The sequence below is a fragment of the Legionella santicrucis genome (assembly GCF_001468135.1).
GTDB lineage: Bacteria > Pseudomonadota > Gammaproteobacteria > Legionellales > Legionellaceae > Legionella > Legionella santicrucis.
This window is the reverse complement of sequence record NZ_LNYU01000091.1, coordinates 170,595-194,694: the sequence shown is the minus strand read 5'-3', so window position 1 is coordinate 194,694 and position 24,100 is coordinate 170,595. Positions and strand designations below refer to the sequence as shown.

The window sequence follows — 24,100 nt, the reverse complement described above, 5'->3', positions numbered from 1 at the left end:
TGATACTCCTATAAAAAACTATCTATTAGTAGATAGATTGATTGAATAAAAAATTTTAACCCATTTTTTTTATAAATTGTTTTACAATTTCAATATAAGTAAAATCATGATACAAACGTGACATAAGCAAACCTCCTTCTAATTGAATCAGTAAATATTTTGGTAGATTATTTTTTGAATATAAAACATCAAAAGAGTTATTTTTAAAGTTCTCTATATCGAGCAACTCTTTTATCCATTTTTCGAGTGCATCAAAAAAATGACGAACTTTATTTTTAAGTTTTTCAGGCAAAGAAAGCACATCCGATGCTAGAATGCCGCCCAAACACATTTTCATTTCATCGTGTAATGTCAATGATAAAATTACATCAACGACCTGTAACAACTTTTCTTGTAAAGAAAGAGCGTTATTGAATTTAAGTTCATTTAATACAATGAGCATCCGCTCTAGTTGCCAATCAATTACAGCAACAGCAAGATCTTCTTTGGTAGGATAATAGTAATGAATACTGGATGTTTTAATTCCTACTATCAAGGCAATATCTTTATAGCTAAAAGCATGATAACCCATTTTCTGGATTAAACTTTCTGCTGTATTTAGTATTTTTTCTTGCATCATTGTTAGTTTCATAATATTTATTCTACCTACTAGTAGATAAATGTCAAGTTTTTAATTATTTTTTAGCTAGAAATGGATCTCCTCTTGCGCAAACATAGTAAAATTTTCGCGTCAATGGACTGAAGAACAATGATTTTTAACACATTGCTTTTAATCTAGCTACTCGTTCTGCTGTTAAAGGATGGGTAGAAAATAAGTTGGCCAATTTTTCTCCATTTAATGGATTCACGATAAACATATGGGCCGTTGATGGATGTGTTTCTGCTTCATTAAAAAATCGTTCGTGGCTAGCTTGATCGAGCTTTAATAAAGCATTAGCAAGCCATCTCGGATTACCGCAAATACGTGCTCCGCCAGCATCTGCTTCGAATTCACGAGAGCGTGATATAGCCATTTGAATTAATCCTGCTGCCAGAGGAGCAACAATCATCATAATAATTCCAACAACAGGGTGTACACCCTCTTCATTATTATTTGAATGGTTACCAAACATAGAAAACCACATAAACATATTAGCAATTCCACTAATTGCTCCTGCTATAGTCGCACTTACCACACTAATTAAAGTATCATGGTGAATTACATGGGCTAGCTCATGAGATAAGACTCCCATTATTTCTTCTTTAGTCAATCGTTCCAATAAGCCTGTGGTAACTGCAATACTTGCATTTTCAGGATTTCGTCCAGTTGCAAACGCATTTGGAGTAGCGTTATTAATTAAATAAATCTTGGGCACAGGCGTTCCTGCTCTGTGAGCGAGTTCCGAGATAATATTAGCGACAAAATGACTGGAAGATAACGGCTCAGCGTTATACATTCTTAAAACAATAACATCTGAGTACCAGTATGCTGAAAAATTCATAATTCCCGCAAATATTAAGGCGATCAGCATTCCGGTGGTTCCACCAAGCAATCCACCAATAATAATAAGCAATGCTGTTAGAGAAGCAAGTAAGAGAAAGGTTTTCAGATTATTTATCATCTTTATCACTCATCATTAATCCTTATTATTTCTAATAATGAGGGCAGATATGAAAATTTCAACTCTGATGACCTTATTGGTTTTTTATTGAAGTTACTCCAAATTATGTCGATGCATACAAAACAAAAAGCCTGGGGGGTTTTTACTCCGCCCAGGCTATAAATCCAAAAGTCATTGGGAAATAAATCGATTATCTGTTCGCTAGAGACATACCTTCCAATACGGTTAACGCAGCGTAGAGTTGATAGTCATTGTGCATTAAGTCATCCAATACTGCTTTGGTACTTTTTGCTTTTGTCTTTTCTACACTTTTGTTAAGTATATGTCCATTCAGATCTGCTTCACTAAATCCAGTTGCATCAGCAGGCTTAGCTGCATTTTTTGGAATTTCTACTTCGTTTACTACGATATCAGGAATAATTCCTGTTGCTTGGATGGATGTTCCTGAGGGTGTATAGTACAGTGCTGTAGTTAGCTTAATTCCTGTTTTATTATCTAAAGGCAATACAGTTTGTACTGAACCTTTGCCAAAACTTGTTGTACCTAGAATTACTGCTCGTTTATTGTCTTTAAGTGCTCCAGCTACAATTTCAGCAGCAGAGGCGGAACCATTATTGATAAGGACAACCATTGGCGCATTATGTAAAACGTCCAGTCCTTTTGATAGAGCAGTGAAATCTGAGCCGGGTAATCGTCCTTTAGTAGAAACAATGGTTTCTGGTTTGCCTGACTTATCTTTGCCTAAAAATGCATCAGAAACCTGAATGGCTGAATCAAGCAACCCTCCTGGATTGTTTCTTAAATCCAGTATAAGGCCTTTTAATTTACCGCCAGATTTTTGTTTCAGTTGAGTGATCGCTTGCAACATATCTTTTCCAGTTAAAGCTTGGAATTGAGTTAAACGAATGTAACCATATCCTGGGGCTAATAATTTGCTTTGAACGCTTTTAATTTGAATCACTTCTCGCACTAAATCAAAAGTAAGCGCTTTGTTCACTCCTTTACGTAGTATCGTTAATTCAATGGTGCTTCCAGCTTTGCCACGCATTATGTTGACTGCATCTTTAAGAGAGAGTCCTTGAACGGATTCTTTTCCTAATTTAATGATATAGTCCCCAGATTTAATTCCTGCTTTAAAGGCGGGAGTATCAACAAGTGGAGTGACCACTTTGACAACACCGTCTTCCATGGTTACTTCTAAGCCTAGGCCACCAAATTCACCGCTAGTAGATGTTTGTAACTCTTTAAACTCTTCTTCATCCAGATAGCTGGAGTGAGGATCAAGACCACTGAGCATACCGCGAATGGCATTATCAAAAAGTTCTTTATCATCTATAGGCTTGACATAATATTTTTTAATTTCACCAATTGCATTGGAAAATCTTTGCACATCTTCTAAAGGTACTGCTTTGGAGTCTGAATTAGAGGCACTGCTTGATGTATCTGTATTCAACTCATCATCTGCGAATACCGGCAGAGACAACATAAGAGTCATTGCATACGCTATTGCAAGCGGGTATGAGTGTAGTTTTCTTAGCAACATAACGATCTCCTCAGATACAGGCTAGAATATAAGCCATTTTCTTTTGTTATAATTATTGAAATGCAATTTAGGTGCCAGGGATCAAAAAACCTAAGACAACCAGTTTAATGGCGGAATAGCCTTCCCCTTTAATCTTATTTCAAAGTATAGACCGTTTTGTTTAATTCCGCCGCTATGGCCTACACTCGCAATTTGTTCATTTTGACTGACGTATTGTCCTTTTCTTTTAAATAGAGATTGATTATGGGCATATAAAGTCATAAAACCTTGGCCATGATCAATAATAAGAAGTAAACCATAACCCTTAAGCCAATCACTAAACACGATTTTTCCAGGATAAACGGCAGTAACTACCGCTCCTTCTTCGGCAAAAAATGTCACTCCTTGATGCATTTTGCGAAATGACCGGCCCTGAGTCTGTACTGGAAGCGGCAATTTTTTGCGCATCTGACTAAAAGGCTTACTCGTTTGGGTAATGCTTTGTTGCGATAATGATTTTAATAAGCGAGCTAAATTTTCTTTATTTTTTTTTGCTTCGTGTAATGTATTTTGTTTGTCTTGAATTTCATGATTAAGTGATTGAATTAGAGCGGTATGATAACCTTTATTTTGGTTTAATTTTTCCTGATGTTGCGTTAATTCAGTTTTAAGTTGTTTGTTGGCTATGAGCTCAGAACGGAGCTTTTCTTTACTCTCATTAAGATTTTTACGCGTTTTATCGATTTGTTCTATAAGTTGTTGTCGTGATTTAACGATATACTGATAATAGGTTAAAATCCGGCTTACTTTATTTGGATCATCTTGATTGAGTAACAGTTTAAGCGGTTGATATTCGCCCATTTGGTAACGTGCGCGTATGTGATTTGTCAGCAATTGTTGTTGTGTAATAAGTTGTTTGTTTAATTGATTGACCTGATCTTGTAGCCCAACAATTTTCTTTTCGGTACTATTTATATCATTTTGTATCGAGCGTAGCTTCTGGACACACTCACCGATTTGTTTTTCGGTTTCTGAGAGCTCTTTATTTAAAACACCACGTTTATCATGCGCAGAATTTAAGGTTTGTTGTAGGCTATTAATTTGAGCATCTAATTGTTTGAGTTTATTTTGTGTTTGCAGTACAGCAGGGGATGATTCTGCATAAAGATTGAAGCAAAACAGCACCCCAAAAAGAGAGCTGTTAAAATAAATAACTGCTTTTTGCCAATGGCTACGTTTTTGCTCTTGATTTATTTTAACCAAGGAGAAAGAATGACTTCGCTTGGTATCAGACTGATTTGAGCTACAACAAATAGTACAATTATGTTTATTCATGAATATTTTTTTCTAATAATGAATGGCCACTCATTTCAGCAGGGGGAGTAATTCCGAGTAAGGTTAACATAGTTGGCGCAATATCAATTAAACTTCCTTCACTGCGGGTAAAATGCCAGAGCCCCCCAACGTATACTAAAGGTACAGGCTCACTTGTATGAGCAGTATGTGCTTGATGGGTGTTTTCGTCAAACATTTCTTCAGCATTACCATGATCTGCTGTAATCAGTAATTGTCCACCATGTTGGGCTAATGCATGCCATACGTGACTCATACATTGATCCAGGCATTCTATGGCGGAAAGAGTTGCTGCAAAATCTCCGCTATGACCAACCATATCTGCATTAGCATAATTACAAATAATTACATCATATGCTTGGCTGTTAATCGCCTCAACTAAATGCTCTGTTAATTGCGGGGCGCTCATTTCAGGTTGTAAATTATAGGTAGCAACTTTAGGAGACGGAATTAGAACTCGTTCTTCATTGGGGAAAACACTCTCATTGCCACCATTAAAGAAAAAAGTGACATGGGCATATTTTTCGGTTTCTGCGATACGTAATTGGCTTAATCCATGGGTGGCAAGAACTTCTCCTAAAGTATTATTTAAGGGAATTGGAGGAAAAGCGGATGTCGTTGGCAAATTTTTATCATATTGAGTCATACTCACAAAAGAAGATAATTGGGGCTGAATTGTTCGGTTAAACTTGTTAAATTCAGGATCAAGAAAAGAAGTAGTGAGTTGGCGGGCTCTATCAGCACGAAAATTAAAAAATAAAACAGCATCGCCATCTTTAATTGGGTGCTGTTTTCCAATTCGAGTAGGGGGTATAAATTCGTCCGACAGATTTTCCAGATAATACGACTTTATTGCTGTTTCTGCATCTGCATAGTGATACTTGCTCTCGCTTTGAGTTAATAAGGTATAAACTTGCTCTATTCTTTCCCAACGATTATCTCTATCCATCGCATAATAACGCCCGCTAATCGAAGCTATAGTCGCTATTGGATGAGTTTTAAGGTATGCGTCGAGACGTTCTAAGCTTAGTAATGCGCTTTGCGGTGGTGTGTCCCGCCCATCTAAGAATAAATGCAGATAAACTGCAGTAAATTTTTGTTGGGTGCATAAGTCAAGTAACGCAAATAAATGTTGCTCGTGGCTATGAACTCCTCCTGCAGAGAATAATCCCATGATATGTAACGCTTTTTCGGTTTTTTTTAATGTGGTGATTGCTTTATAAAAAACAGGATTATTCGCGAACTCACCATTTTTTATGCTTTTATTAATCCGTGTAAAATCTTGTTCTATCACTCGACCTGCGCCAATATGCATATGTCCTACTTCTGAATTACCCATTTGCGCATCGGGTAATCCTACAGCATCACCCGATGCTTGCAAAAGAATATGTGGGCAGTTTTCCCACCATTCATCCCATTGTGGTGTTTTGGCTTGGGCAATGGCATTGTATTGGTTATTTTCGTTATATCCCCAACCATCCAAAATCATAAGCAACAATGGTGCTTTTTTTTGCATTTAATACTCCGCAAAATAGGATCAAATTTTAGAGGAAAGATTATACATGACTTAAGTTGCAATGCATTCCTTAGTATCTAAGAATTCTCACAAAATTAGAACAAATTTGTATATAACAGCGTACTTCTATGCATAAATTTGTGTATGTCCGAAAAGTGTTAATTAATGGGAGCTCGATATAAAAAATAAACGTTATTTTTTATATCGAACTGATTTTATTTGGAACTGTATTCCCTATAAATGTGACGCATGTTATGGAGTTACGTTCATTTAACGGCGTAAAGGCAGCATGAAAGTTCCTTTTTAGAGCTCACATTATTTAGATAATTTTTGAGTAGTGACATTTTTATGTTAAAGCAGTTAGACTATGCACTATTTATTAGTTTGAGAAAAATAGTGTTAGAGCAAAAAATTCCTCAGCATATTGCTATTGTTATGGATGGAAATGGTCGTTGGGCTGAAAGTAGAGGATTGGCTCGCATTGAAGGTCATAAAGCAGGAGTTGAATCTGTGAAAAAAATGATTCGCAGCTGTATGACAAAAGGAGTTCCTTATCTTAGTTTATTTGCTTTTAGTTCTGAAAACTGGTTACGTCCTGTTGAAGAGGTGAGCTTCTTGATGGAGTTATTTCTAGAGTCTCTGCGCAAAGAGATAGCAGAATTAAATCAGCACGGAATAAGGATGCGTTTTACTGGAAATCGTAGTTCTTTATCCCCAGTTTTACAAAAACAAATGCGTGAAGCAGAAGTTTTAACAGCAAAAAATGAGCAATTTACTTTGAATGTAGTTGTTAATTATGGTGGTAAATGGGATGTGGCGAACGCAGCCAAAAAAATAGCACAAGCGGTTGTGAGTGGTGCATTGAAGATTGATGAGATTAATGAAACCAATTTTTCTCATTATTTGGATACAGACGGATTGCCTGATCCTGATTTATTTATTCGTACTAGTGGCGAGCTACGGATTAGTAATTTTTTTCTTTGGCAGCTTGCCTACACGGAGCTTTATTTTAGTGAGGTTCATTGGCCCGATTTCGGAGAGGATGAGTTTGAGTTGGCTTTAGCCTCTTTTAATAAAAGAAAAAGAAGGTTTGGGCAGATTTCTTAATTTACGTGAGTTCGATATAGAAGGCATAGAAATGTCTTTTATGTCGCTAAACGAACGTTATTCCGTAAAATGAGCAACATTTATACGGGATCCCGTTTTAATTGGAGTAGTTCGATATAAAAAATTACATCATTTTTTATATCGAACGCACATTAATTAATTTTTAAAACCATAAGGGCAATATCATGTTCCTACAACGTCTTATAACTGCATTGATTTTAGCTCCCTTGGTTTTGTGGTTGATTTTTTATGGCAATCAATGGATTTTAGCAGGAATTGTTTTAATCATTTATATTGCTGCGGGTCGAGAATCCTTACAATTAATTCCTATAAAAAAAATCAGCACTCAAGTTGGATTTCTTTTGTTGCTGCTTTTTTGTTTGTGGGGTTGTGGTTATTTATTTCCTTATTGGTTAGCCCTAGGCTTGATTATATGGGGCTTGATTATTGTGGCGATCCTCACTTTTCCTAATTCACAGAAATATTGGGGCTATCCTATTATTGTTGCTACCACTTGTTTATTATTGTTGCCTTTATTTTTGCAAAGTCTCGTTCATTTATATGGTTTACCTCAGGGCAAAGAGTTATTGGTCTACCTATTGTTTTTAATTTGGGCATCAGATTCAGGTGCTTATTTTAGTGGTAAGATTATGGGAAAACATAAGCTAATTCCTCAAGTTAGCCCTGGAAAGTCGTGGGAAGGGGTGATTGGCGGCGTGGTTTTATCCTTGATCATTGCATGGGGAGGGGATTATTATTTTAAACCTATTGCCCAGGCTCATTGGTTTGTTTTGGCCTTATGTACTATAATAATTGCAATCTTCGGAGATTTATTTATCAGTATATTGAAGCGCAGGTGTCATTTAAAAGATACAGGTGCCATAATTCCTGGTCATGGGGGTATCTTAGATCGTTTGGATAGTTTGATTGCAGCTTTACCTTTATTTTATTTCGGATTAACTATGTAACCTCTTGAGTTAACCTTTAAAGCTGTTTGGACTTAATAATTAATCAATAAACAGGATGTTTTTGGATGGTTGCACCTTGCTGGTGAGCGCCTTTATATTTTTTTAAGTCTAAACAATTGGAGAGCAATTAGGAGTGTTACTACTATTTTTTAGGATAGCACTATGCTTTCAACGTTGCTGTATTTTTTCTTAGCTTTAATCTTATTAGTTACAATTCATGAGTATGGTCATTTTCAAGTGGCACGTTGGTGTGGTGTTAAAGTGCTGCGTTTTTCTTTTGGTTTTGGGCCTATTTTGGCGCGATGGCAAGGTAAAAAAGGAACGGAGTACGCCTGGTCTTTATTCCCGTTGGGGGGATATGTCAAAATGCTTGATGAATCTGAGGGCGAAGTAGCGGAAAATGAACGTCATTTAGCATTTAATAATCAACCACTCTGGAAAAGGACAGCAATTGTTTTTGCAGGTCCCTTATTTAATTTTCTTTTTGCTTTTGTTGCTTTATGGTTGGTATTAGTTATTGGAATGCCGTCTTTGGCTCCTATGATTGAATCTGTAAAACCCAACAGCATTGCTGCCCATGCGGGTTTAGAGGCAAAAGAAGAAATTATTGCGCTCAATGATAGTAAGATAAATAGCTGGCGTGATTTTCAATATGCCATTATGCCTCTTGTCGGTTCTGAAGAAACTATACAATTAACAGTTAAATCATTGGTTGATGGACGTCAACATCAAGTATTTTTACCTTTAGCTAATTGGCACTTGGATAGCAAAAGACCCGATCCTCTCCAAAGCTTGGGTATAGAGCCTTTTATTCCTTCAATTCCTCCTGTTGTTGGTGAAGTAGTACCCGATTCTCCTGCAGCAAAATCTGGATTACAAAATGGCGATATCATTTTAAGTGTCGATGGTAAGTCTTTCAAAGACTGGTTGTTCCTCGTTGATTTTGTACAAAAACATCCCGATAAAACAGTAACATTAACTATTAAAAGGAATAAAGCGATACAAAAAATTATGGTACATACCGGAAGCCAAGAAAATAAGGGTAAAATTGAGGGCTTTTTAGGTGTGCGCTCACAGAAAGTTAAGTGGCCTGCACATTGGTTACGCTTAGAGAGACAAGATCCGTTTACGGCCATCGGTACGTCATTAAAACAAACAACCCAACTAACAAGCGCAACATTTACATTAATGGGCAGATTAGTAATGGGTAAGTTAGGGCTAAATAGCATTAGTGGTCCAGTTGGAATCGCACAAGGCGCAGGAGATTCCGGAAGAAATGGACTAGCTGCTTATTTGTTTTTTCTTGCACTAGTAAGTATCAGCTTAGGTGCATTAAATTTATTACCTATTCCTATGCTTGATGGTGGTCATTTATTGTATTATTTGGTGGAGGCAATTCAACGTAAGCCTTTATCAAATGGTTTAAAATCAGCAGGAGCTTATTTTGGTTTATTGCTATTAGTTGTGCTTATGTTTATAGCAATAACTAATGATTTATCCAGGCTTACAGGTTAGTTATAGTACCTATATGCTCCAAAGGATTGGAGCAAAACCTTGACAGTAGTTTCTACTTCCTATAAAAAGTGGTTCAATTTTTAGTGTACCGATTTGGTATTAAAAGTGCACGTAGTACTGGGCGTAAAATAATAATGAAAAAAATCAGTAGTAAATTAATATTAGGTATTTGTTGTTCCTCGCTTATTGCTTGGTCTTCACAAACAATCGCAGCGGATACTTTTGTTGTTAAAAGTATTAAAGTTACAGGATTACAGCGCGTATCCGCCGGAACAGTCCTTAATTACATTCCTGTGCAAGTAGGTGAGGAAGTTGGCCCTGAATCTACTGCTGAGATTATTCGAGCTCTTTATGATACTGGTTTTTTCCAAGCGGTTTCTTTGGAACGTCAAGGTAACACTTTAATTGTTAATGTAGTAGAAAGAGCAACTATTGGCTCGATTAGTGTTGTAGGAAATAAGGAAATTCCTAGTGACAAAATGAAAGATTTTCTCAAAGAAATGGGACTGGTTAAAGGTCGTGTATTTCAAACATCTACTTTGGAGCGTTTAGAAAAGGAACTGAAGCAAGCCTATAATGCTAGAGGAAAATATAACGCACGTATAGAAACTCGAGTTACTCCATTAACAGAGAATAGAGTAGGGATAACTGTTACTATTTCTGAAGGACGAGTATCAAGAATTAAACAGATCAAGATAATTGGTAATCATGATTTTACTACTAATGAATTGTTACCAGAGTTTGCTTTATCTAAATCGGGTATTTTTACTTATTTTACTAAAAAAGATCAGTATTCAAAACAAGGTATGGATGCATCTTTAGAGGCATTACGCTCCTTTTACTTGGATCGAGGGTATTTGAAATTTAAAATTGTCTCGTCACAAGTTTTACTCTCTCCGGATAGGAAGGATGTTTATATCAATGTTCATATTGAAGAAGGGCCACAATATCATTTTTCAGGTTATAAAGTAGTAGGTAAGCCTATATTGCCCCCAGAGAAAATTGAATCATTAGTCCAAGTTAAAAAAGGTGCTGTTTTTTCACGTAAAAAGGTAACTGATACTATTTCTTCGATTGGATTAGCTTTAGGAGATATAGGTTATGGATTTCCCGCAATTAATGCAGAACCTCAGTTAGATGAAAATGAGAAAACTGTATTTATTACCTTTATTGTGCAGCCTGGTCGACATGTTTATGTCCGTCGTATTAATTTTCATGGTAATACTAAAACGAGCGATTATGTATTACGCAGTGTTATTCGCCAAGACGAAGGAGGATTGCTATCTTTACATAACATTAAAGAATCAGAAAGGCAGTTGCGCCTATTGGGATATTTGAAAAATGTTGATGTAAAAACTACTCCAGTTCCTGATGCAAATAACCAAGTTGATCTAGATGTCCAAGTAGAAGAAGCCCCTTCTGCTGAGGCAAGTGCTTCTATTGGTTATGGTACCAATGGTTACCAATTGAACGCTTCGGTGAATCAACACAATTTTATGGGAACGGGACGAGCAATTGGCGCAGCATTTACAGCAAGTAAATGGGGACAAGATTATACTTTAAACTACTATAATCCTTTTTATACAGATACAGGAATAGGGCGAGGAGTTAACCTTTATTTTGCTCGAGTTGATCCTAAAAATCTAAATGTGAGTACTTATAGCTCCAACCGTTTTGGCGGGGATGTGAATTATAGCCTACCATTAGGTGAGATCAGCAGATTACAGTTTGGATATGGTTATCAGGACATAGATATTAAAAGTGTAGGTTATGTTGTTCCTATTCAGAATTTTGTAAATTTATATGGAAAACATTTTCACGAAATTCGTTTATCTACTGGATGGAGCCGTAATACTTATGATCAATTTCCTTATCCCACTCGAGGTATTAATCAACAAGCCGCTGCGGTAATTGCTTTACCAGCTACTTCTGGATCTTTATCTTATTATAAAGGTTCCTATCAGGCCCGTTTGTATCAACCCATAACCCATGGATGGATTTTTTCTCTGCAAGGATTTGCAGGTTATGGAAACGCCTTTAATAATAATGGGTTGCCATTTTTCGAGAATTACTATGCGGGGGGTACTGCACAACCAGGCCAAGTACGCGGATATGACAGTTATTCTTTGGGGCCTTTAGATAACTTTCGCAATTCAGTGGGGGGTAACTTATTACTTAGTGGAACTGCGGGAATTATATTGCCTTATCCTTTGAGCAGAGACAATGTGCGTACGACAGCTTTTGTTGATGCGGGTAACGTATTTGCAGTGAATACTCTGCCTACTTTAACTGGAAAGTATGAAGGGCCTTTAAGATATTCAGCAGGGGTTTCTATTGAATGGCGTTCTCCTTTTGGCCCATTAGCATTTAGTTTGGCTAAGGCATTGAACCCTCAACAATTCGATCAACAGCAATTGTTCCAATTTGCATTGTCCTCTGGATTTTAATTTTTTATTTCGCCCTTCCTCTCTCGCAACGTAGGAAAAAATAGGGACTGTAAGCAGTCCCTAAAGCGATTTTAATTTCCACAAATTATTATTGAAAACTCGTGTTGTACATATCGCAACCTATATCGATTTATGCTAGCATCATGCTCTTTAATTTAGGAGAATAGTTATGAAGCGGTTTGGTTTGGTTGTATTGACCTTTGTTTTTAGCGTGTTTGGCGCTAACGTATTTGCTGATACAGCAAAGATAGGAGTGGTTGATTTACAAAAAATCATGCAAACTTCAAGTCAAATCAAAGATATTCAACAAAAGTTAGAAAAAGAATTTAAGCCCCGTCGTGATAAATTATTAGCGGTTGAAGCCAAGATAAAGGCTGATATGGAGAAGTTCAAGCGCGATAGTGCTGTTTTGAGTGCTACTCAAAAGAAAGAAATGGAACGAAAAATTGTCAGCGCACAACAACAATTTGAACGTGATGGTCAGCAATATCAGCAAGAGTTGAGCACTGCAAACAATGAAGCTATGGAAAGTTTATATGCGAAAGTACGTGCAGCAATTTCAAAAGTTGCTAAAGATGACAAATATGATCTTATCGTACAAAAAGATGCGGCTCCTTTTAGCTCAGATTCCCTTGATGTAACTGACAAAGTCGCTAAAGCGATTAATTAATTTGGCGATGTGACGTTGCTAACGTTAGCACAACTGGCTGAAAAATTAGGTGGCGTGTGGCATGGTAATGCAGAACACGCCATTTTTTCATTTGCTTCTTTAGCTCGAGCTACTCCTAAAGATATAGCCTATTACGATAATCTTTTACTACGAGGTGCTTTAGAACGCACCTCTGCCGGTGCAGTATTACTTAAATCAGAACATAAAGCTCTTTACCAAGGAAATTGTATTATTGTATCCAATCCCTTGCAAACAATGATGCAAGCCACGCAATTTTTATCAAAGCCAACTATTTTGTATCATGGCATAGATCCTACTGCTCAAATTCATCCTTCAGCTCAAATAGGTGAAGGAGTATCTATAGGTGCATACAGTGTCATTCATGCTGAAGTGCGATTGGCTGATCACGTTGTGGTAGGAGCAAATACTGTGATCGAATCGTCTGTTGTGATTGGAAAAGAGAGTCAAATTGGCCATGATGTAGTGCTGCATTCGGGTTGTCAATTGGGAGCTCAGGTAGTGATTGACTCTGGATGTATTATCGGAGCTTTTCCATTTAATTATTTGAAACAACAAGGTCATTGGCAACAAGGTTTTAGCGTAGGTACAGTTATTATAGCGGATAAAGTACGACTTGGAGCTAATACCGTAATTGATAGAGGTTCTTTAAGTGATACTTACTTGGGAGAAGGGGTTTGTATCGATAATTTAGTTCAGATTGCACATGATGTGCTGATTGGGAAAAATACAATTATTGCAGGATGTACTGCTATAGGCGCTTATGCTCAAATTGGAGAGGACTGTATTATTGGTGGTGCAAGCTCTATTGCCGCTTATGTATATTTAACAGACGATGTTGTGATTACAGGCATGTCTACTGTAAGTAAATCACTTGCTAAGTCCGGAATTTACTCTTCAGGCACCCTAGTCCATGAGCATCAACGCTGGCGTCGAAATGCGGCACGATTTCGACGATTAGATGACTATATAGAAAAACTTAATGCTTTAGAAAAAAAATTAAATCTAATAGATGCAGTTGAGTCCTCTGAAGATTAGATATTTCTGGTAAGTTTAACTGTGCCTTGAGGTAAATAAGGTAGGATAGGACGGACAAGATTTTAACAATTAATAATTGATTTGCATCTATTAAAACTGGATAATGCATTCTTCATTGTGCCAGCTAAATAGACTGATTAAGCGAGAAACTGCGTATGAGTGAACCTATAGATATAAAACAAATTTTTAGTTTGTTGCCCCATCGTTACCCGATGCTATTGGTAGACAGGGTATTAGATTTTAAAGCATATGAACATTTAACGGCTATAAAAAATGTGACGATTAATGAGAACTTTTTTGCTGGCCATTTCCCAGAAAGCCCCATTATGCCGGGGGTATTGATGCTTGAAGCGTTAGCTCAAGCAGGTGGTCTTTTTGCGGGATTATCTCAGACACCTGAAGAAAATGAAGGAATTTTACATTTTTTTGCGGGTATCGATAATGCAAAATTTAAACATGTAGTGGTTCCTGGTGATCAATTACGTTTGGAAATAAAATTATTAACGAGAAAAGGAGTTTTTTGGCGTGTGCATGGCGAAGCTTATGTAGGCGATAAACTGGCCTGTTCTGCAGATTTATTAAGTGCAGCGAAGGAATTTCAAAAGTGATAGATGAACGAGCTATAATTCACCCCACTGCAAAATTAGCAAATGGGGTATCAGTAGGTCCTGGCGCTATAATTGGTGCAGATGTGGAAATAGGTGAAAATACCTGGATTGGTCCTTACGCGGTTATTGAAGGTCCAACAATTATTGGTAAAAATAATAAAATTTTTCAGTTTGCCTCAGTAGGGGACGAACCCCAAGATATGACCTATAAAGGTGAATCTACCCGTTTAGAAATTGGTGATGATAATATCATACGTGAATATTGTATGATTAGTCGGGGAACTGCTAAAGGTGGTGGCGTTACTCGTATAGGGAATAAGAACTTTTTTATGGCTTATTCACATGTTGGGCATGACTGTATGATTGGCAACCAAATTATTTTGGTGAGTTATGCGGCACTATCAGGGCATGTCACAGTTGGTGATTATGCAAACATTGGGGGATATGCTGCAGTACATCAGTTTTGTCATATAGGTGCATATGCTTTTATTTCGAGGGCTTCTTATGTCAGTAAAGATGTTCTTCCTTATCTCATGATTTCTGGTGATACGACTTCGGCTTGTGGTATTAATACCGTGGGACTGCGTCGACGAGGATTTTCATCAGAGGCAATTGATAATTTGCGGCGTGCTTATAAAATAATTTTTCGCAAAGGATTAACTGTGCAGCAAGCTGTTGCTGAATTAGAGTTGATGCAACACGAATGCCCTGAAGTAGTTCTTATGATTGATGCATTGAATCAAGCTACACGTGGTATTGTTAGATAAATTAAATGCAACTGCTCACTTCATCTTAAGTGTGCCTTTATTTTGTGCGAATTGGATAATATTTTTATATCCTGATGTATGCTTTTTTTAATATTTTTGTCCAACTGCGCACAAATTCGAATGCTCACCAAAAAATTTATGTAGAGGGCTAGCAGTTGCAATTGGACGAATAAATTAAGTTAGAGTGATATCTTTATGCTAGACATTCAATTATTACGTGATGAGCCGCAATTTGTCGCCTCGCAGTTATTAAAAAGAGGCTTTCAGTTTGATGTTTCATCTTTTATTGCCTTAGAAGAAAAGCGTAAATCATTACAAGTTGCAACGCAATCATTACAAAATGAACGTAACACCCGTTCCAAAGCCATTGGGGAGGCAAAGTCTCGTGGTGAAGATATAGATGTCATGCGTGAAGATATGAATCGTCTTGCTAAGGAGTTGGAACAAAAAAAAGGTGAACTTGATGATGTGTTACAACAAATTGAAGCAATTGCTTTACGTTTGCCTAATATTCCACATGAGTCTGTCCCAGTTGGCGAAAATGAACAACATAACCAAGAAATTAGACGTTGGGGCACAATTCCAACTTTTGATTTTCCAGTAAAGTCACATGATGAATTGGGAGATGGGTTGGGTCAAATGGATTTTGCTTTGGCTGCTAAGCTGACGGGTAGTCGCTTTGTGGTTATGAAAAATCAATTAGCTAGATTACATCGTGGTTTGATTCAATTTATGTTAGATCTTCATACACAACAACATGGATATCAAGAAATTTATGTTCCATATATTGTTAATGCAGACAGCTTATTAGGCACGGGTCAATTACCGAAGTTTGAAGAAGATCTATTTAAATTAACTGGGGATCATGGGTATTATTTGATTCCTACAGCAGAAATTCCTGTAACTAATACGGTCCGTGATACTCTTTTAGCTGAAGAGAATTTACCTATTCGTTATGCATGCCATTCGCCTTGTTTTCGAAGTGAGGCGGGTTCTTATGGTAAAGATACTAAAGGTATGATCCGACAACATCAGTTTGAAAAAGTAGAATTAGTATGGATTACTAAGCCAGAAGAGTCATATATTGCTTTGGAACAACTAGTACAACATGCCGAAACGATACTGCAGCGCTTAGAATTACCTTATCGTGTAGTTACTCTTTGTACCGGTGACATGGGACCTAGTGCAGCGAAAACTTATGATATAGAAGTATGGTTACCCAGTCAGAATACTTATAGAGAAATTTCGTCCTGTTCTAATATGGAAGCTTTTCAAGCGCGTCGTATGAAAGCACGCTATAGACATGAGAAAACACGTGAAATCAATTTGGTACATACTCTGAATGGATCAGGCCTTGCCGTAGGTAGAACATTAGTTGCTTTAATGGAAAATTGCCAAGATAAAGAGGGTAATATTCACATTCCTATGGCCTTAAGACCTTATTTAGGTGGTATAGAGTGTATACAGCATGTGAAGTAATAAAAAAGCATATTTTTAGCCTGTGCTTACCATAAGTCAGGCTAAAATAAAACAGAACCTTTTCGAAAAGTATTCAAGGTTGGTCTGAATTGTATTTCTCTTTCTTTTTTGCTGTGCTCTGTTGATGAAAAGAAAGTTAAATGCTGGTTAAATAGAAAACTCTTATATGATGGGCGCGATTTTTCTTTTGAGCGATCATTGTTCTCAAGAACACATATTATTTCATGATTAAAATTATTTCTTTTTTTAGGATTTTCTACGAAAAATTTAAACGCCGTTAATGCATACTCCATAACATCTGTCTCTTGCATATATTCATTTCTTACTAAGTTTTTTTTTGCAAAATGAATGAAATAATTAAGACAATGATTAAATTTATCAATTGGTATATGATGCTTTTTTTCTAAAAGTGATGCGAGCTTATTATTTTGTTGATGAATTAATTGCAGTAAACGTTTCTTTTTTATTTGATTTACTTTGTTTTGTTCGTTTTTTATGCATCTGATTGAATGATGTAATCGTGTAGTAAAGGATGGAGTATTAAATAATTTTTCGATTACATCAAATTGGCGAGTGGCTGTTAAAAAAAACAATAAATTGCGTTTACATAATAACTTGAACTCATTATGTATTTGCTCATTTTGATGCATTTCATCTGTTTTATTGAGATTACCATTAATTTTTCTAATCCATGCTAAGTAAGATACGAGCAATGGGCATGTTGCTTCAGAGATGTGATGTTTTTTTAAAATGGAACTTCTTTTATATTTATTAACCCTTCGTAAGTGCACATCCAGTGCTAATTGAATGGAGTCCATCATTCAATTCCTGTTCGTCCTAGTTTTAAAAGTATAGTAGTTTTTGTAAAAAGTGCATTTATTTTGGGCCGATTGATATTTTTGTGTAATTTCAATAAATTAAGTAATGTTTTGACTGAATCATTCTTTGCTTTTAAGATGTGCTTTTTGCTCTTATTTAAAGAAAAATTATGCGCACCAACACATTAAAACTTATTCAGGTGACTAATAATTATTGGGAGCAGTGGTTATTTCCCACAAAAACAAAGTTTTGTTCCAGTTTTCTTAAAGGCTCAAAAATGAAATACAGACCATAGGACAGTTTTTGAAGAAAAAATTAACTGCCTCTTTTATAACGCATAATCAATAATTGCTGAAGATAAGGAATTTATTGTGAAAAAAGGATTATATTGTTTCATTGTTTTATTTTGTATGCTGACGACTTTTTCTCAAGATATTTTTTCTGCCTGTCCTGTCTTTCATTCTTCTGGAAAACCTGCAGAGCGAACTAATGATGCTTTAGGCTTTATACTTTTTTCAGAGACTCAGTGCCCTAGAGATGTTTTTGCATTGCGGCAATTTTTAAAAAATTCGGGTTTGAAAATAGAAACAACAATGGTTGCAAATCGAGGATTCCATAATCCATCTCAAGGTAGTTTTAGTTTATTTGAGATGGCCTTAGGGGAGTTAAAAATAATGGATTATCATTTATCCATTAATGCCGGCGATTTTTTCTTTGGTCATTTTACTACTGTAAGCCCAACTGGTGATTTAGTTGCTGATCAGAATCCAGAAAAGAATGCATTAATGATCGAGGCATTTGCTTGGGATCCTAAAAAGGAGGTATTTAATTTTTATGAATTACGTGGTGATGGCACACAAGGCCAATGGTTTTACCGTGGGGATTCAGTAGATATTTTTGCAGATAACGCGTTACTTCATCGCCAACCCGATCCAAAACATCCCCAATTTGGTACACGATTACGTTGTTCTGGATGTCATGGGGCTGGTGGACCCATTATGAAAGAATTGGATAAGCCTCATAATGATTGGTGGGAACCAAAGCGAAAATTGGATTTTGGTGGGCGCAAGCCAGATGCGACATTGCAAGATATTTTAGAAACACTAGTGGCGCCGGAGCAATTATCCAAAAATGTTTTACTTGGTGTTAACAAGCTCAATTATAATGAGAAATTCTATCGAAAAAAGGCTTCTCTTTCCCTACAAGAATTGCTTCGTCCCTTGTTTTGTCCGGTTGAACTCAATTTAATGTCTGATATTTACCCAAATGATGAATTTTATTCCGAAGTAAGTATTCCCATTGAGTTTTTTATTGATTCAAGATTGTTATCGGATCAGAAAAATCAAGCGATTATTATTTCTAGGGTTTTTTACGAAGAGGCATTAAATGTTTTAGGGAGTCATTTTCCTGAAACTTATTTACAAGATGCAGATCATGCTTGGCTTACACCCGTGAAGGCTGAATCAGATAAATTAGCAGTAGATAATTTAATTAACAGTGGAGTAATTGATACTAAATTCATGTTGGATGTTTTAGATATAGATAAAGCAAATCCAGTATTTTCACCGGCACGATGTAGTCTTTTACGTTTGCTGCCTGCAACCCCTACTTTGAACTGGCATGATGTATTTATAAAAAACTTAAGCGAGTCAAAAGAGTGGGCTGCAAAAAAATTGCTAAAAAATCGTACATCCCCACAACAAGATATTGAGTTTTATCAACAAAAAGCAAGAAAATTTCTACAGAATTGTCAAGAAAAACTAAAAAATAGCAAAAATGTGGAAAAGATGTATCGCTTGTTAGTTCAAAGACGCATAGAGGTGAGTACATCAGAAATTTCCTTAAATCCACTTGGACAAATTTTAGAACCTGGATTTCGTGTTATTTTTCCTGAGAATGAAAGATCACTTGCTTCAAGGACATTAAAGCTTACGTCCGTCTGTGATGTAATAGAGCAGCAAGACAAAACATCATGAGAAAGAAAACGAAATGTTCCTAGAATAAATTTTTATAGTTTTATTGTTGTATCACGAGCGATTTTTTAGTGATACCAATTAATTGTGTTTTTCGTAACCTGGGTATGAGCATTTTACTCGAAAACCCAGGCTACAAGGGGTTATCTATGCCAAGTGCTGCTACGTTTCACTACACGACAATCACCATGATAGCACTGTTTTTTATAAGATGAATGATGGCATGTGTTGCCTACACAAGTGGTGCCATGAACATCTTTTGTCCATACAGCCCAACTATTAGAAGCGAAAAAAACACCTATACTCATGCCTATAATTATTTTTTTAAAATGAGTTGATATCATATAAATCTCCTTGGGTCATATATTTTCTTATATGACTATAATTTTTGCATTATCTCAGATGAGTATAGGTGAAAGCAGAGGATTTTTCTTTTTTTTATTCAAAATGATCATTATTTTTTATGGTAAGATAATTATTGTAGTTTGTTGGTTCAATTTTATTTAGATGATTTTCTTTTTTTCATACTTTCTTTTAACAGAGAAATGAAATCAATTACATCACTTTTGCTCTCTTTTTCAGAGATTGCTTCTTTAGTTTTTGATTGTTTTGCAATTTGTTGATCTAGCCATTTTTTTAATGCTTCTCGATATTCATTGTGATATTTTTCTGGTTGCCATTTTGTAGTCATTTCTTGAATCAAAGCCGTGGCCATTTTTATTTCTGAATCAGAAATTTTATAAGTCTTGAGATTTTCTTGAGGGAGATCAATTTCATGTTCTGCACGGATTTCATCTTTAAAATGGATTAAGTATAAAAGTAATGCATGCTGATGGGGAACAATCAAGCATATGGATTCTTTAGTCCGTATGATAACCCGAGCTACGCCGGCTTTATTTGTTTTTTTTAATGATTCTCTTAATAACACATAAGCTTTTTTGTTTTTGCTTTCAGGTACTAAATAATAAGGTTTAATTAAATAAAGGCTATCGATTTCTTGAAAATTGACGAACTCTTCAATAGTGATTGCTTTAAATAAATCAGGCTCAACCTTTTCAAATTTTTCTTCATCCACAATAATATAGCGATCTTTTTCGTATTCAAATCCTTTAACGATATTATCCCAAGATACTTCATTTCCTGTTTTTTCACTAATACGTTGATAGCGAATTCTTGATTTAGTCTTTTTATCAAGTAAATGAAAATTAATCTCATTTTTTTCTTCAGTTGAATATAAAGAAACAGGAATAGCAACAAGGCCAAAAGAAATTTCTCCTTTCCAAATTGATTTAGGCATTCTATTTAATCCTTAAATAAATTCATTTATAAAATCTTATAATTGAGGTTTATTAAAAAAGATTAGACCATTTATCTCTTTTTTGAGTTCTATTCAAAGTGGAAATTTCTAGTTTTTTTAATAAAATTAAAGAAGAGATAATACATCATGGAGATAGCCATGCGTTTGGAGTCTTATCGAAAGAAAAGGAATTTTAATAAAACTCCTGAACCTCAAGGCAATGTTTCTCATGAAAACAAATTTTTATTTGTTATTCAAAAACATGCAGCCAGCCATCTCCATTATGATTTTCGGTTAGAATTGAATGGAGTATTACTCAGTTGGGCGATTCCCAAAGGCCCTTGTTTTGATCCTTTAGTGAAGCGTTTAGCAATACATGTTGAAGACCATCCAGTTGAGTATGGCTATTTTGAAGGAGTTATACCCAAAGGCCAATATGGTGCTGGTGTTGTGATGCTTTGGGACCAAGGTTTTTGGAAAACTCTGGATAAAAATCCCGAAGAGGCCTATAAAGCGGGACATTTACGATTTGAGTTAAATGCTAAAAAATTAAAAGGACGTTGGGATTTGCTTCGTTTTAAAGAAGAGAACCAATGGTTTTTAATTAAATATAAAGATGAATTTGCTCAAAAATTAGAAGATTATGATGTTACTTTGGAGGCACCAAATAGTGTATTGACTCATCAGTCTATTGAGGAAATAAGTAAAAAATTTCGTTTTTTATGGACAAAAGAAGGACTAATGGAGAAGCCGACTAAAAATTTAGGCTTAAAAAAAAACATGACGATGGACTTTTGAAATTACCAAATAGTTTGCCAATTATTCCTTTTCCTGAATTTATTCAACCTCAATTAGCAACTCTAGCGGATAAGGCTCCGGAAGGTCCAGAGTGGTTGCATGAAATAAAGTTTGATGGATATCGAATCATTGCTTTTATTCATGATAAAAAGATTCATTTAAAAACACGTAACAATAATGATTGGACCAGCTATTTATTGTCGATAGAACAAGCAATTAAAAAATTATCATTGCAGCGAGTCATTTTGGATGGAGAGCTTGTGTTGCTTGATAAGCATGGATATTCTGATTTTCAATTGTTACAAAATACTATTAAAGTTAACGCAAATGCTCCTTATGTTTATTATATTTTCGACATTCTTTATTACGATCAATTTGATTTAAGATCTTTACCCTTATTAAAGCGTAAGCAGATTTTAAAAGAATTATTAGCAGGAGAAAATAAAACGCTTCGTTATAGTGACCATATTATAGGGAATGGCGGTTTTCTTTTTCAGCAATCTTGTGATTTATCTCTCGAAGGAATAATTTCCAAACGAATAGATAGCCCCTATTTATCCAAGCGAAGTACAACATGGTTGAAGGTAAAATGCCAACAAAGGCAAGAATTTATTATTATAGGATATATTCCTTCTAAGGGAAGGCGTCACTATTTTCGATCTTTATTTTTAGGGGTTTATAACGAGCATGGGAAGTTAGAATTTGTAGGGAAAGTGGGGACAGGATTTACAGAGGAGTCACTTCAAGAAATTTTTACTCTTTTACAAAAAGAACCTCAAACTAAGAAGCCTTTTAATAAAAAAACTCCTGATTCTAATGATGTAATATGGGTAAAACCCAAATGGGTGGTGGAGGTGGAGTTTACTGAGTGGACAGCAGAAAGTCATTTACGTCATCCAAGTTTTAAAGGATTACGTTTGGATAAAAAGCCAGAGGAGATATTTAAGGAGGAAAAAAATATTGTGCATAAAAGCGATGCAGTGAAGAAAGTGAAACTGGATACTCAGAAACATTCATTTAAAATAACTCATCCTGATAAAGTACTTTATCTTGAAGAAGAAATTACCAAAAGAGATTTACTTAATTATTATGAAATTGTAGCTGAGCATATAATGCCCTTTATTAAAGATAGGGTTTTATCACTAGTACGATGCACTGAAAATCGGAATGATTGCTTTTTTCAACGTCATTATACTGAGTCTACACCTAAAGCTTTAAAAGCGATTACTGTAGAAGCTAAAGTGGGAAAAAAAGAGCAATTCATTTATTTGAATACTAAAGATGGATTATATAGTTTGATACAAATGGATGTTTTAGAAATTCATCCATGGGGGAGTCTAATTGCAGACATAGAAAAACCAGATTTTATTGTTATTGATTTAGATCCTGATCCATCAGTTGCTTGGGAGACAACAGTTAAATCTGCTTTGGAAGTAAAAAAATATTTGCAAGAATTTAAATTAACTTCTTTTGTCAAAACAACAGGTGGTAAAGGATTACATGTGGTTGTACCTATACAACCAGAATATGGGTGGGATGAAGTGAAAAATTTTGCACATGTTTTTGTGGCGTTTCTCGAAAAAATAAATCCTGAATGTTACGTGAGTAAAATGACTAAATCCAAACGTAAAGGCAAAATTTTTATTGATTATTTACGCAATCAACGTGGTGCAACCGCAATTAGTCCTTATTCAACAAGAGCACGTGCGCATGCACCTGTTGCTGTCCCTATTTCTTGGGATGAGCTTACTAACGATAAGCGTGATTCTGAATTTACTTTAAAAACATTGCCTAACCGTCTCAAGTTGTTAAGAGAAGATCCATGGACGGATTATTGGAAAATAAAACAATCTTTGCGACTCGATGAATTAAAATGAGTAATGTCGGTATTTGCGAATTTGAGCTGGATTAAATATTTCTCTAGCCAGATTCTCCCTCATATGGCTTGAGCATGATAGCTGTCATTACAATTTCTGAGGGAAATTTTGTTTTCGAATCATCCATAACTCACTGGTAACTGCTGCTGAGCTACGGTTTTAATCCCTGCTTTTTTATAAGCTCTAATTGCTGGGCTATTCGTACTTTCTGGATCAGCAAAGATATGGATATAGGAGTCATCTAATATCATAGATTCTTGGTTGGGATAACAATCACTAAGCTATTTTTAATACATCCCTATTTCCCTTAGTTTTTATAAGTAAGATCCATCATTGTATAAAAAAAACTAGAACTAAACTAAGAGATACTTCATCAATAAATCATGGAAATGGAATTTATTCAGAAAATTAATAACACATTTTAATGATTTATATCTGAAAATGAATAGAAATGCATAGAAACTAAATTATTATTTAATAAAGGAATAATAAATATGTCAGAAAAAATAAAAGGGACTGTTAAATGGTTTAACGAACGCAAAGGATTCGGATTTATTCAAAGTAATGGCAAGGATTATTTTGTACATTTTAGTTCCATTCAACTAAGTGGGTTTAAAACACTCGAAGAAGGCGATAAGGTTCTATTTAAATATGGAAATGGGCAAAAAGGGCTATGTGCCGAAGAAGTTCAGGTTGTCGATTAACATGCTCTTATTGTTTTTATTTT

22 protein-coding genes are annotated in these 24,100 nt (G+C 35.6%); 13 read left to right on the top strand and 9 right to left on the bottom strand.

Features of this window, described 5'->3' with window-relative positions; translation table 11 throughout:
- Nucleotides 1–55: 55 nt before the first annotated feature.
- From Lsan_RS18530 to gpmI, 5 genes are all read right to left on the bottom strand, one after another.
- Entirely contained in the window at nt 56–631 is a 576-nt protein-coding gene (locus Lsan_RS18530; protein ID WP_058515597.1) for a TetR/AcrR family transcriptional regulator, read from the bottom strand.
- Between the two features lie 124 nt (nt 632–755).
- Nucleotides 756–1,601, bottom strand: coding sequence for a zinc metalloprotease HtpX (gene htpX, locus Lsan_RS18525; RefSeq protein ID WP_058515596.1), 846 nt, complete (start codon nt 1,599–1,601; stop codon nt 756–758).
- Between the two features lie 190 nt (nt 1,602–1,791).
- Complete coding sequence (locus tag Lsan_RS18520; protein ID WP_058515595.1) at nt 1,792–3,144, bottom strand: S41 family peptidase; 1,353 nt, start codon at nt 3,142–3,144, stop codon at nt 1,792–1,794.
- 90 nt (nt 3,145–3,234) lie between these two features.
- Entirely contained in the window at nt 3,235–4,458 is a 1,224-nt protein-coding gene (locus tag Lsan_RS18515; RefSeq protein WP_237762209.1) for a murein hydrolase activator EnvC family protein, read from the bottom strand.
- Nucleotides 4,451–5,992, bottom strand: coding sequence for a 2,3-bisphosphoglycerate-independent phosphoglycerate mutase (gene gpmI, locus Lsan_RS18510; protein ID WP_058515594.1), 1,542 nt, complete (start codon nt 5,990–5,992; stop codon nt 4,451–4,453). Before gpmI ends, Lsan_RS18515 begins: the two co-directional genes overlap by 8 nt.
- 348 nt (nt 5,993–6,340) lie before the next feature.
- Here gpmI and Lsan_RS18505 point away from each other — a divergent pair, with 348 nt between their 5' ends.
- The 9 genes from Lsan_RS18505 (at nt 6,341) to serS (ending at nt 16,609) form a co-directional block, all read left to right on the top strand.
- Nucleotides 6,341–7,099, top strand: coding sequence for an isoprenyl transferase (locus Lsan_RS18505; RefSeq protein ID WP_058515593.1), 759 nt, complete (start codon nt 6,341–6,343; stop codon nt 7,097–7,099).
- Nucleotides 7,100–7,284: 185 nt separating this feature from the next.
- The gene (locus Lsan_RS18500) at nt 7,285–8,067 is read left to right on the top strand and encodes a phosphatidate cytidylyltransferase (RefSeq protein ID WP_058515592.1); all 783 of its coding nucleotides are present in this window, start codon (nt 7,285–7,287) and stop codon (nt 8,065–8,067) included.
- A gap of 162 nt (nt 8,068–8,229) precedes the next feature.
- The gene (gene rseP, locus Lsan_RS18495) at nt 8,230–9,582 is read left to right on the top strand and encodes an RIP metalloprotease RseP (protein ID WP_058515591.1); all 1,353 of its coding nucleotides are present in this window, start codon (nt 8,230–8,232) and stop codon (nt 9,580–9,582) included.
- A gap of 134 nt (nt 9,583–9,716) precedes the next feature.
- The gene (bamA, locus tag Lsan_RS18490; RefSeq protein ID WP_058515590.1) at nt 9,717–12,029 is read left to right on the top strand and encodes an outer membrane protein assembly factor BamA; all 2,313 of its coding nucleotides are present in this window, start codon (nt 9,717–9,719) and stop codon (nt 12,027–12,029) included.
- A 169-nt stretch (nt 12,030–12,198) separates the two neighbouring features.
- Nucleotides 12,199–12,699, top strand: a complete 501-nt coding sequence (locus tag Lsan_RS18485) for an OmpH/Skp family outer membrane protein (RefSeq protein ID WP_058515589.1) — start codon at nt 12,199–12,201, stop codon at nt 12,697–12,699.
- Between the two features lie 15 nt (nt 12,700–12,714).
- Complete coding sequence (gene lpxD, locus Lsan_RS18480; RefSeq protein ID WP_058515588.1) at nt 12,715–13,755, top strand: UDP-3-O-(3-hydroxymyristoyl)glucosamine N-acyltransferase; 1,041 nt, start codon at nt 12,715–12,717, stop codon at nt 13,753–13,755.
- 155 nt (nt 13,756–13,910) lie between these two features.
- Nucleotides 13,911–14,363, top strand: a complete 453-nt coding sequence (gene fabZ / locus Lsan_RS18475; RefSeq protein ID WP_058465950.1) for a 3-hydroxyacyl-ACP dehydratase FabZ — start codon at nt 13,911–13,913, stop codon at nt 14,361–14,363.
- Nucleotides 14,360–15,130: an acyl-ACP--UDP-N-acetylglucosamine O-acyltransferase gene (gene lpxA, locus Lsan_RS18470; protein ID WP_058515587.1), complete on the top strand. Its 771-nt coding sequence runs from the start codon at nt 14,360–14,362 to the stop codon at nt 15,128–15,130. The genes fabZ and lpxA overlap by 4 nt, the downstream gene beginning before the upstream one ends.
- Nucleotides 15,131–15,325: 195 nt before the next feature.
- Entirely contained in the window at nt 15,326–16,609 is a 1,284-nt protein-coding gene (serS, locus tag Lsan_RS18465; protein WP_058515586.1) for a serine--tRNA ligase, read from the top strand.
- A gap of 41 nt (nt 16,610–16,650) precedes the next feature.
- On the opposite strand, the gene Lsan_RS18460 is transcribed toward serS, so the two are convergent.
- Nucleotides 16,651–17,430, bottom strand: coding sequence for a hypothetical protein (locus tag Lsan_RS18460; protein WP_058515585.1), 780 nt, complete (start codon nt 17,428–17,430; stop codon nt 16,651–16,653).
- A 369-nt stretch (nt 17,431–17,799) separates the two neighbouring features.
- Here Lsan_RS18460 and Lsan_RS18455 point away from each other — a divergent pair, with 369 nt between their 5' ends.
- Complete coding sequence (locus tag Lsan_RS18455) at nt 17,800–19,404, top strand: hypothetical protein (RefSeq protein ID WP_058515584.1); 1,605 nt, start codon at nt 17,800–17,802, stop codon at nt 19,402–19,404.
- A 140-nt stretch (nt 19,405–19,544) separates the two neighbouring features.
- On the opposite strand, the gene Lsan_RS18450 is transcribed toward Lsan_RS18455, so the two are convergent.
- Together Lsan_RS18450 and ku are read right to left on the bottom strand one after the other, a co-directional pair.
- Nucleotides 19,545–19,745, bottom strand: coding sequence for a hypothetical protein (locus Lsan_RS18450; protein ID WP_058515583.1), 201 nt, complete (start codon nt 19,743–19,745; stop codon nt 19,545–19,547).
- 155 nt (nt 19,746–19,900) lie between these two features.
- On the bottom strand, nt 19,901–20,698 hold the full coding sequence (gene ku / locus Lsan_RS18445) for a non-homologous end joining protein Ku (RefSeq protein ID WP_058515582.1): 798 nt from the start codon (nt 20,696–20,698) through the stop codon (nt 19,901–19,903).
- 159 nt (nt 20,699–20,857) lie between these two features.
- Here ku and Lsan_RS22725 point away from each other — a divergent pair, with 159 nt between their 5' ends.
- The gene (locus tag Lsan_RS22725; protein ID WP_193392755.1) at nt 20,858–21,496 is read left to right on the top strand and encodes a DNA polymerase ligase N-terminal domain-containing protein; all 639 of its coding nucleotides are present in this window, start codon (nt 20,858–20,860) and stop codon (nt 21,494–21,496) included.
- Nucleotides 21,493–23,373, top strand: coding sequence for a DNA ligase D (ligD, locus tag Lsan_RS18440; protein WP_237762208.1), 1,881 nt, complete (start codon nt 21,493–21,495; stop codon nt 23,371–23,373). The genes Lsan_RS22725 and ligD overlap by 4 nt, the downstream gene beginning before the upstream one ends.
- A gap of 119 nt (nt 23,374–23,492) precedes the next feature.
- On the opposite strand, the gene Lsan_RS23415 is transcribed toward ligD, so the two are convergent.
- The gene (locus Lsan_RS23415; protein WP_272947163.1) at nt 23,493–23,624 is read right to left on the bottom strand and encodes a hypothetical protein; all 132 of its coding nucleotides are present in this window, start codon (nt 23,622–23,624) and stop codon (nt 23,493–23,495) included.
- 243 nt (nt 23,625–23,867) lie between these two features.
- On the opposite strand from Lsan_RS23415, the gene Lsan_RS18435 reads away from it, so the two are divergent.
- Nucleotides 23,868–24,077 (top strand): cold-shock protein, encoded by a 210-nt coding sequence (locus tag Lsan_RS18435; protein ID WP_058515581.1) that lies wholly within the window; start codon nt 23,868–23,870, stop codon nt 24,075–24,077.
- Nucleotides 24,078–24,100: the final 23 nt, after the last annotated feature.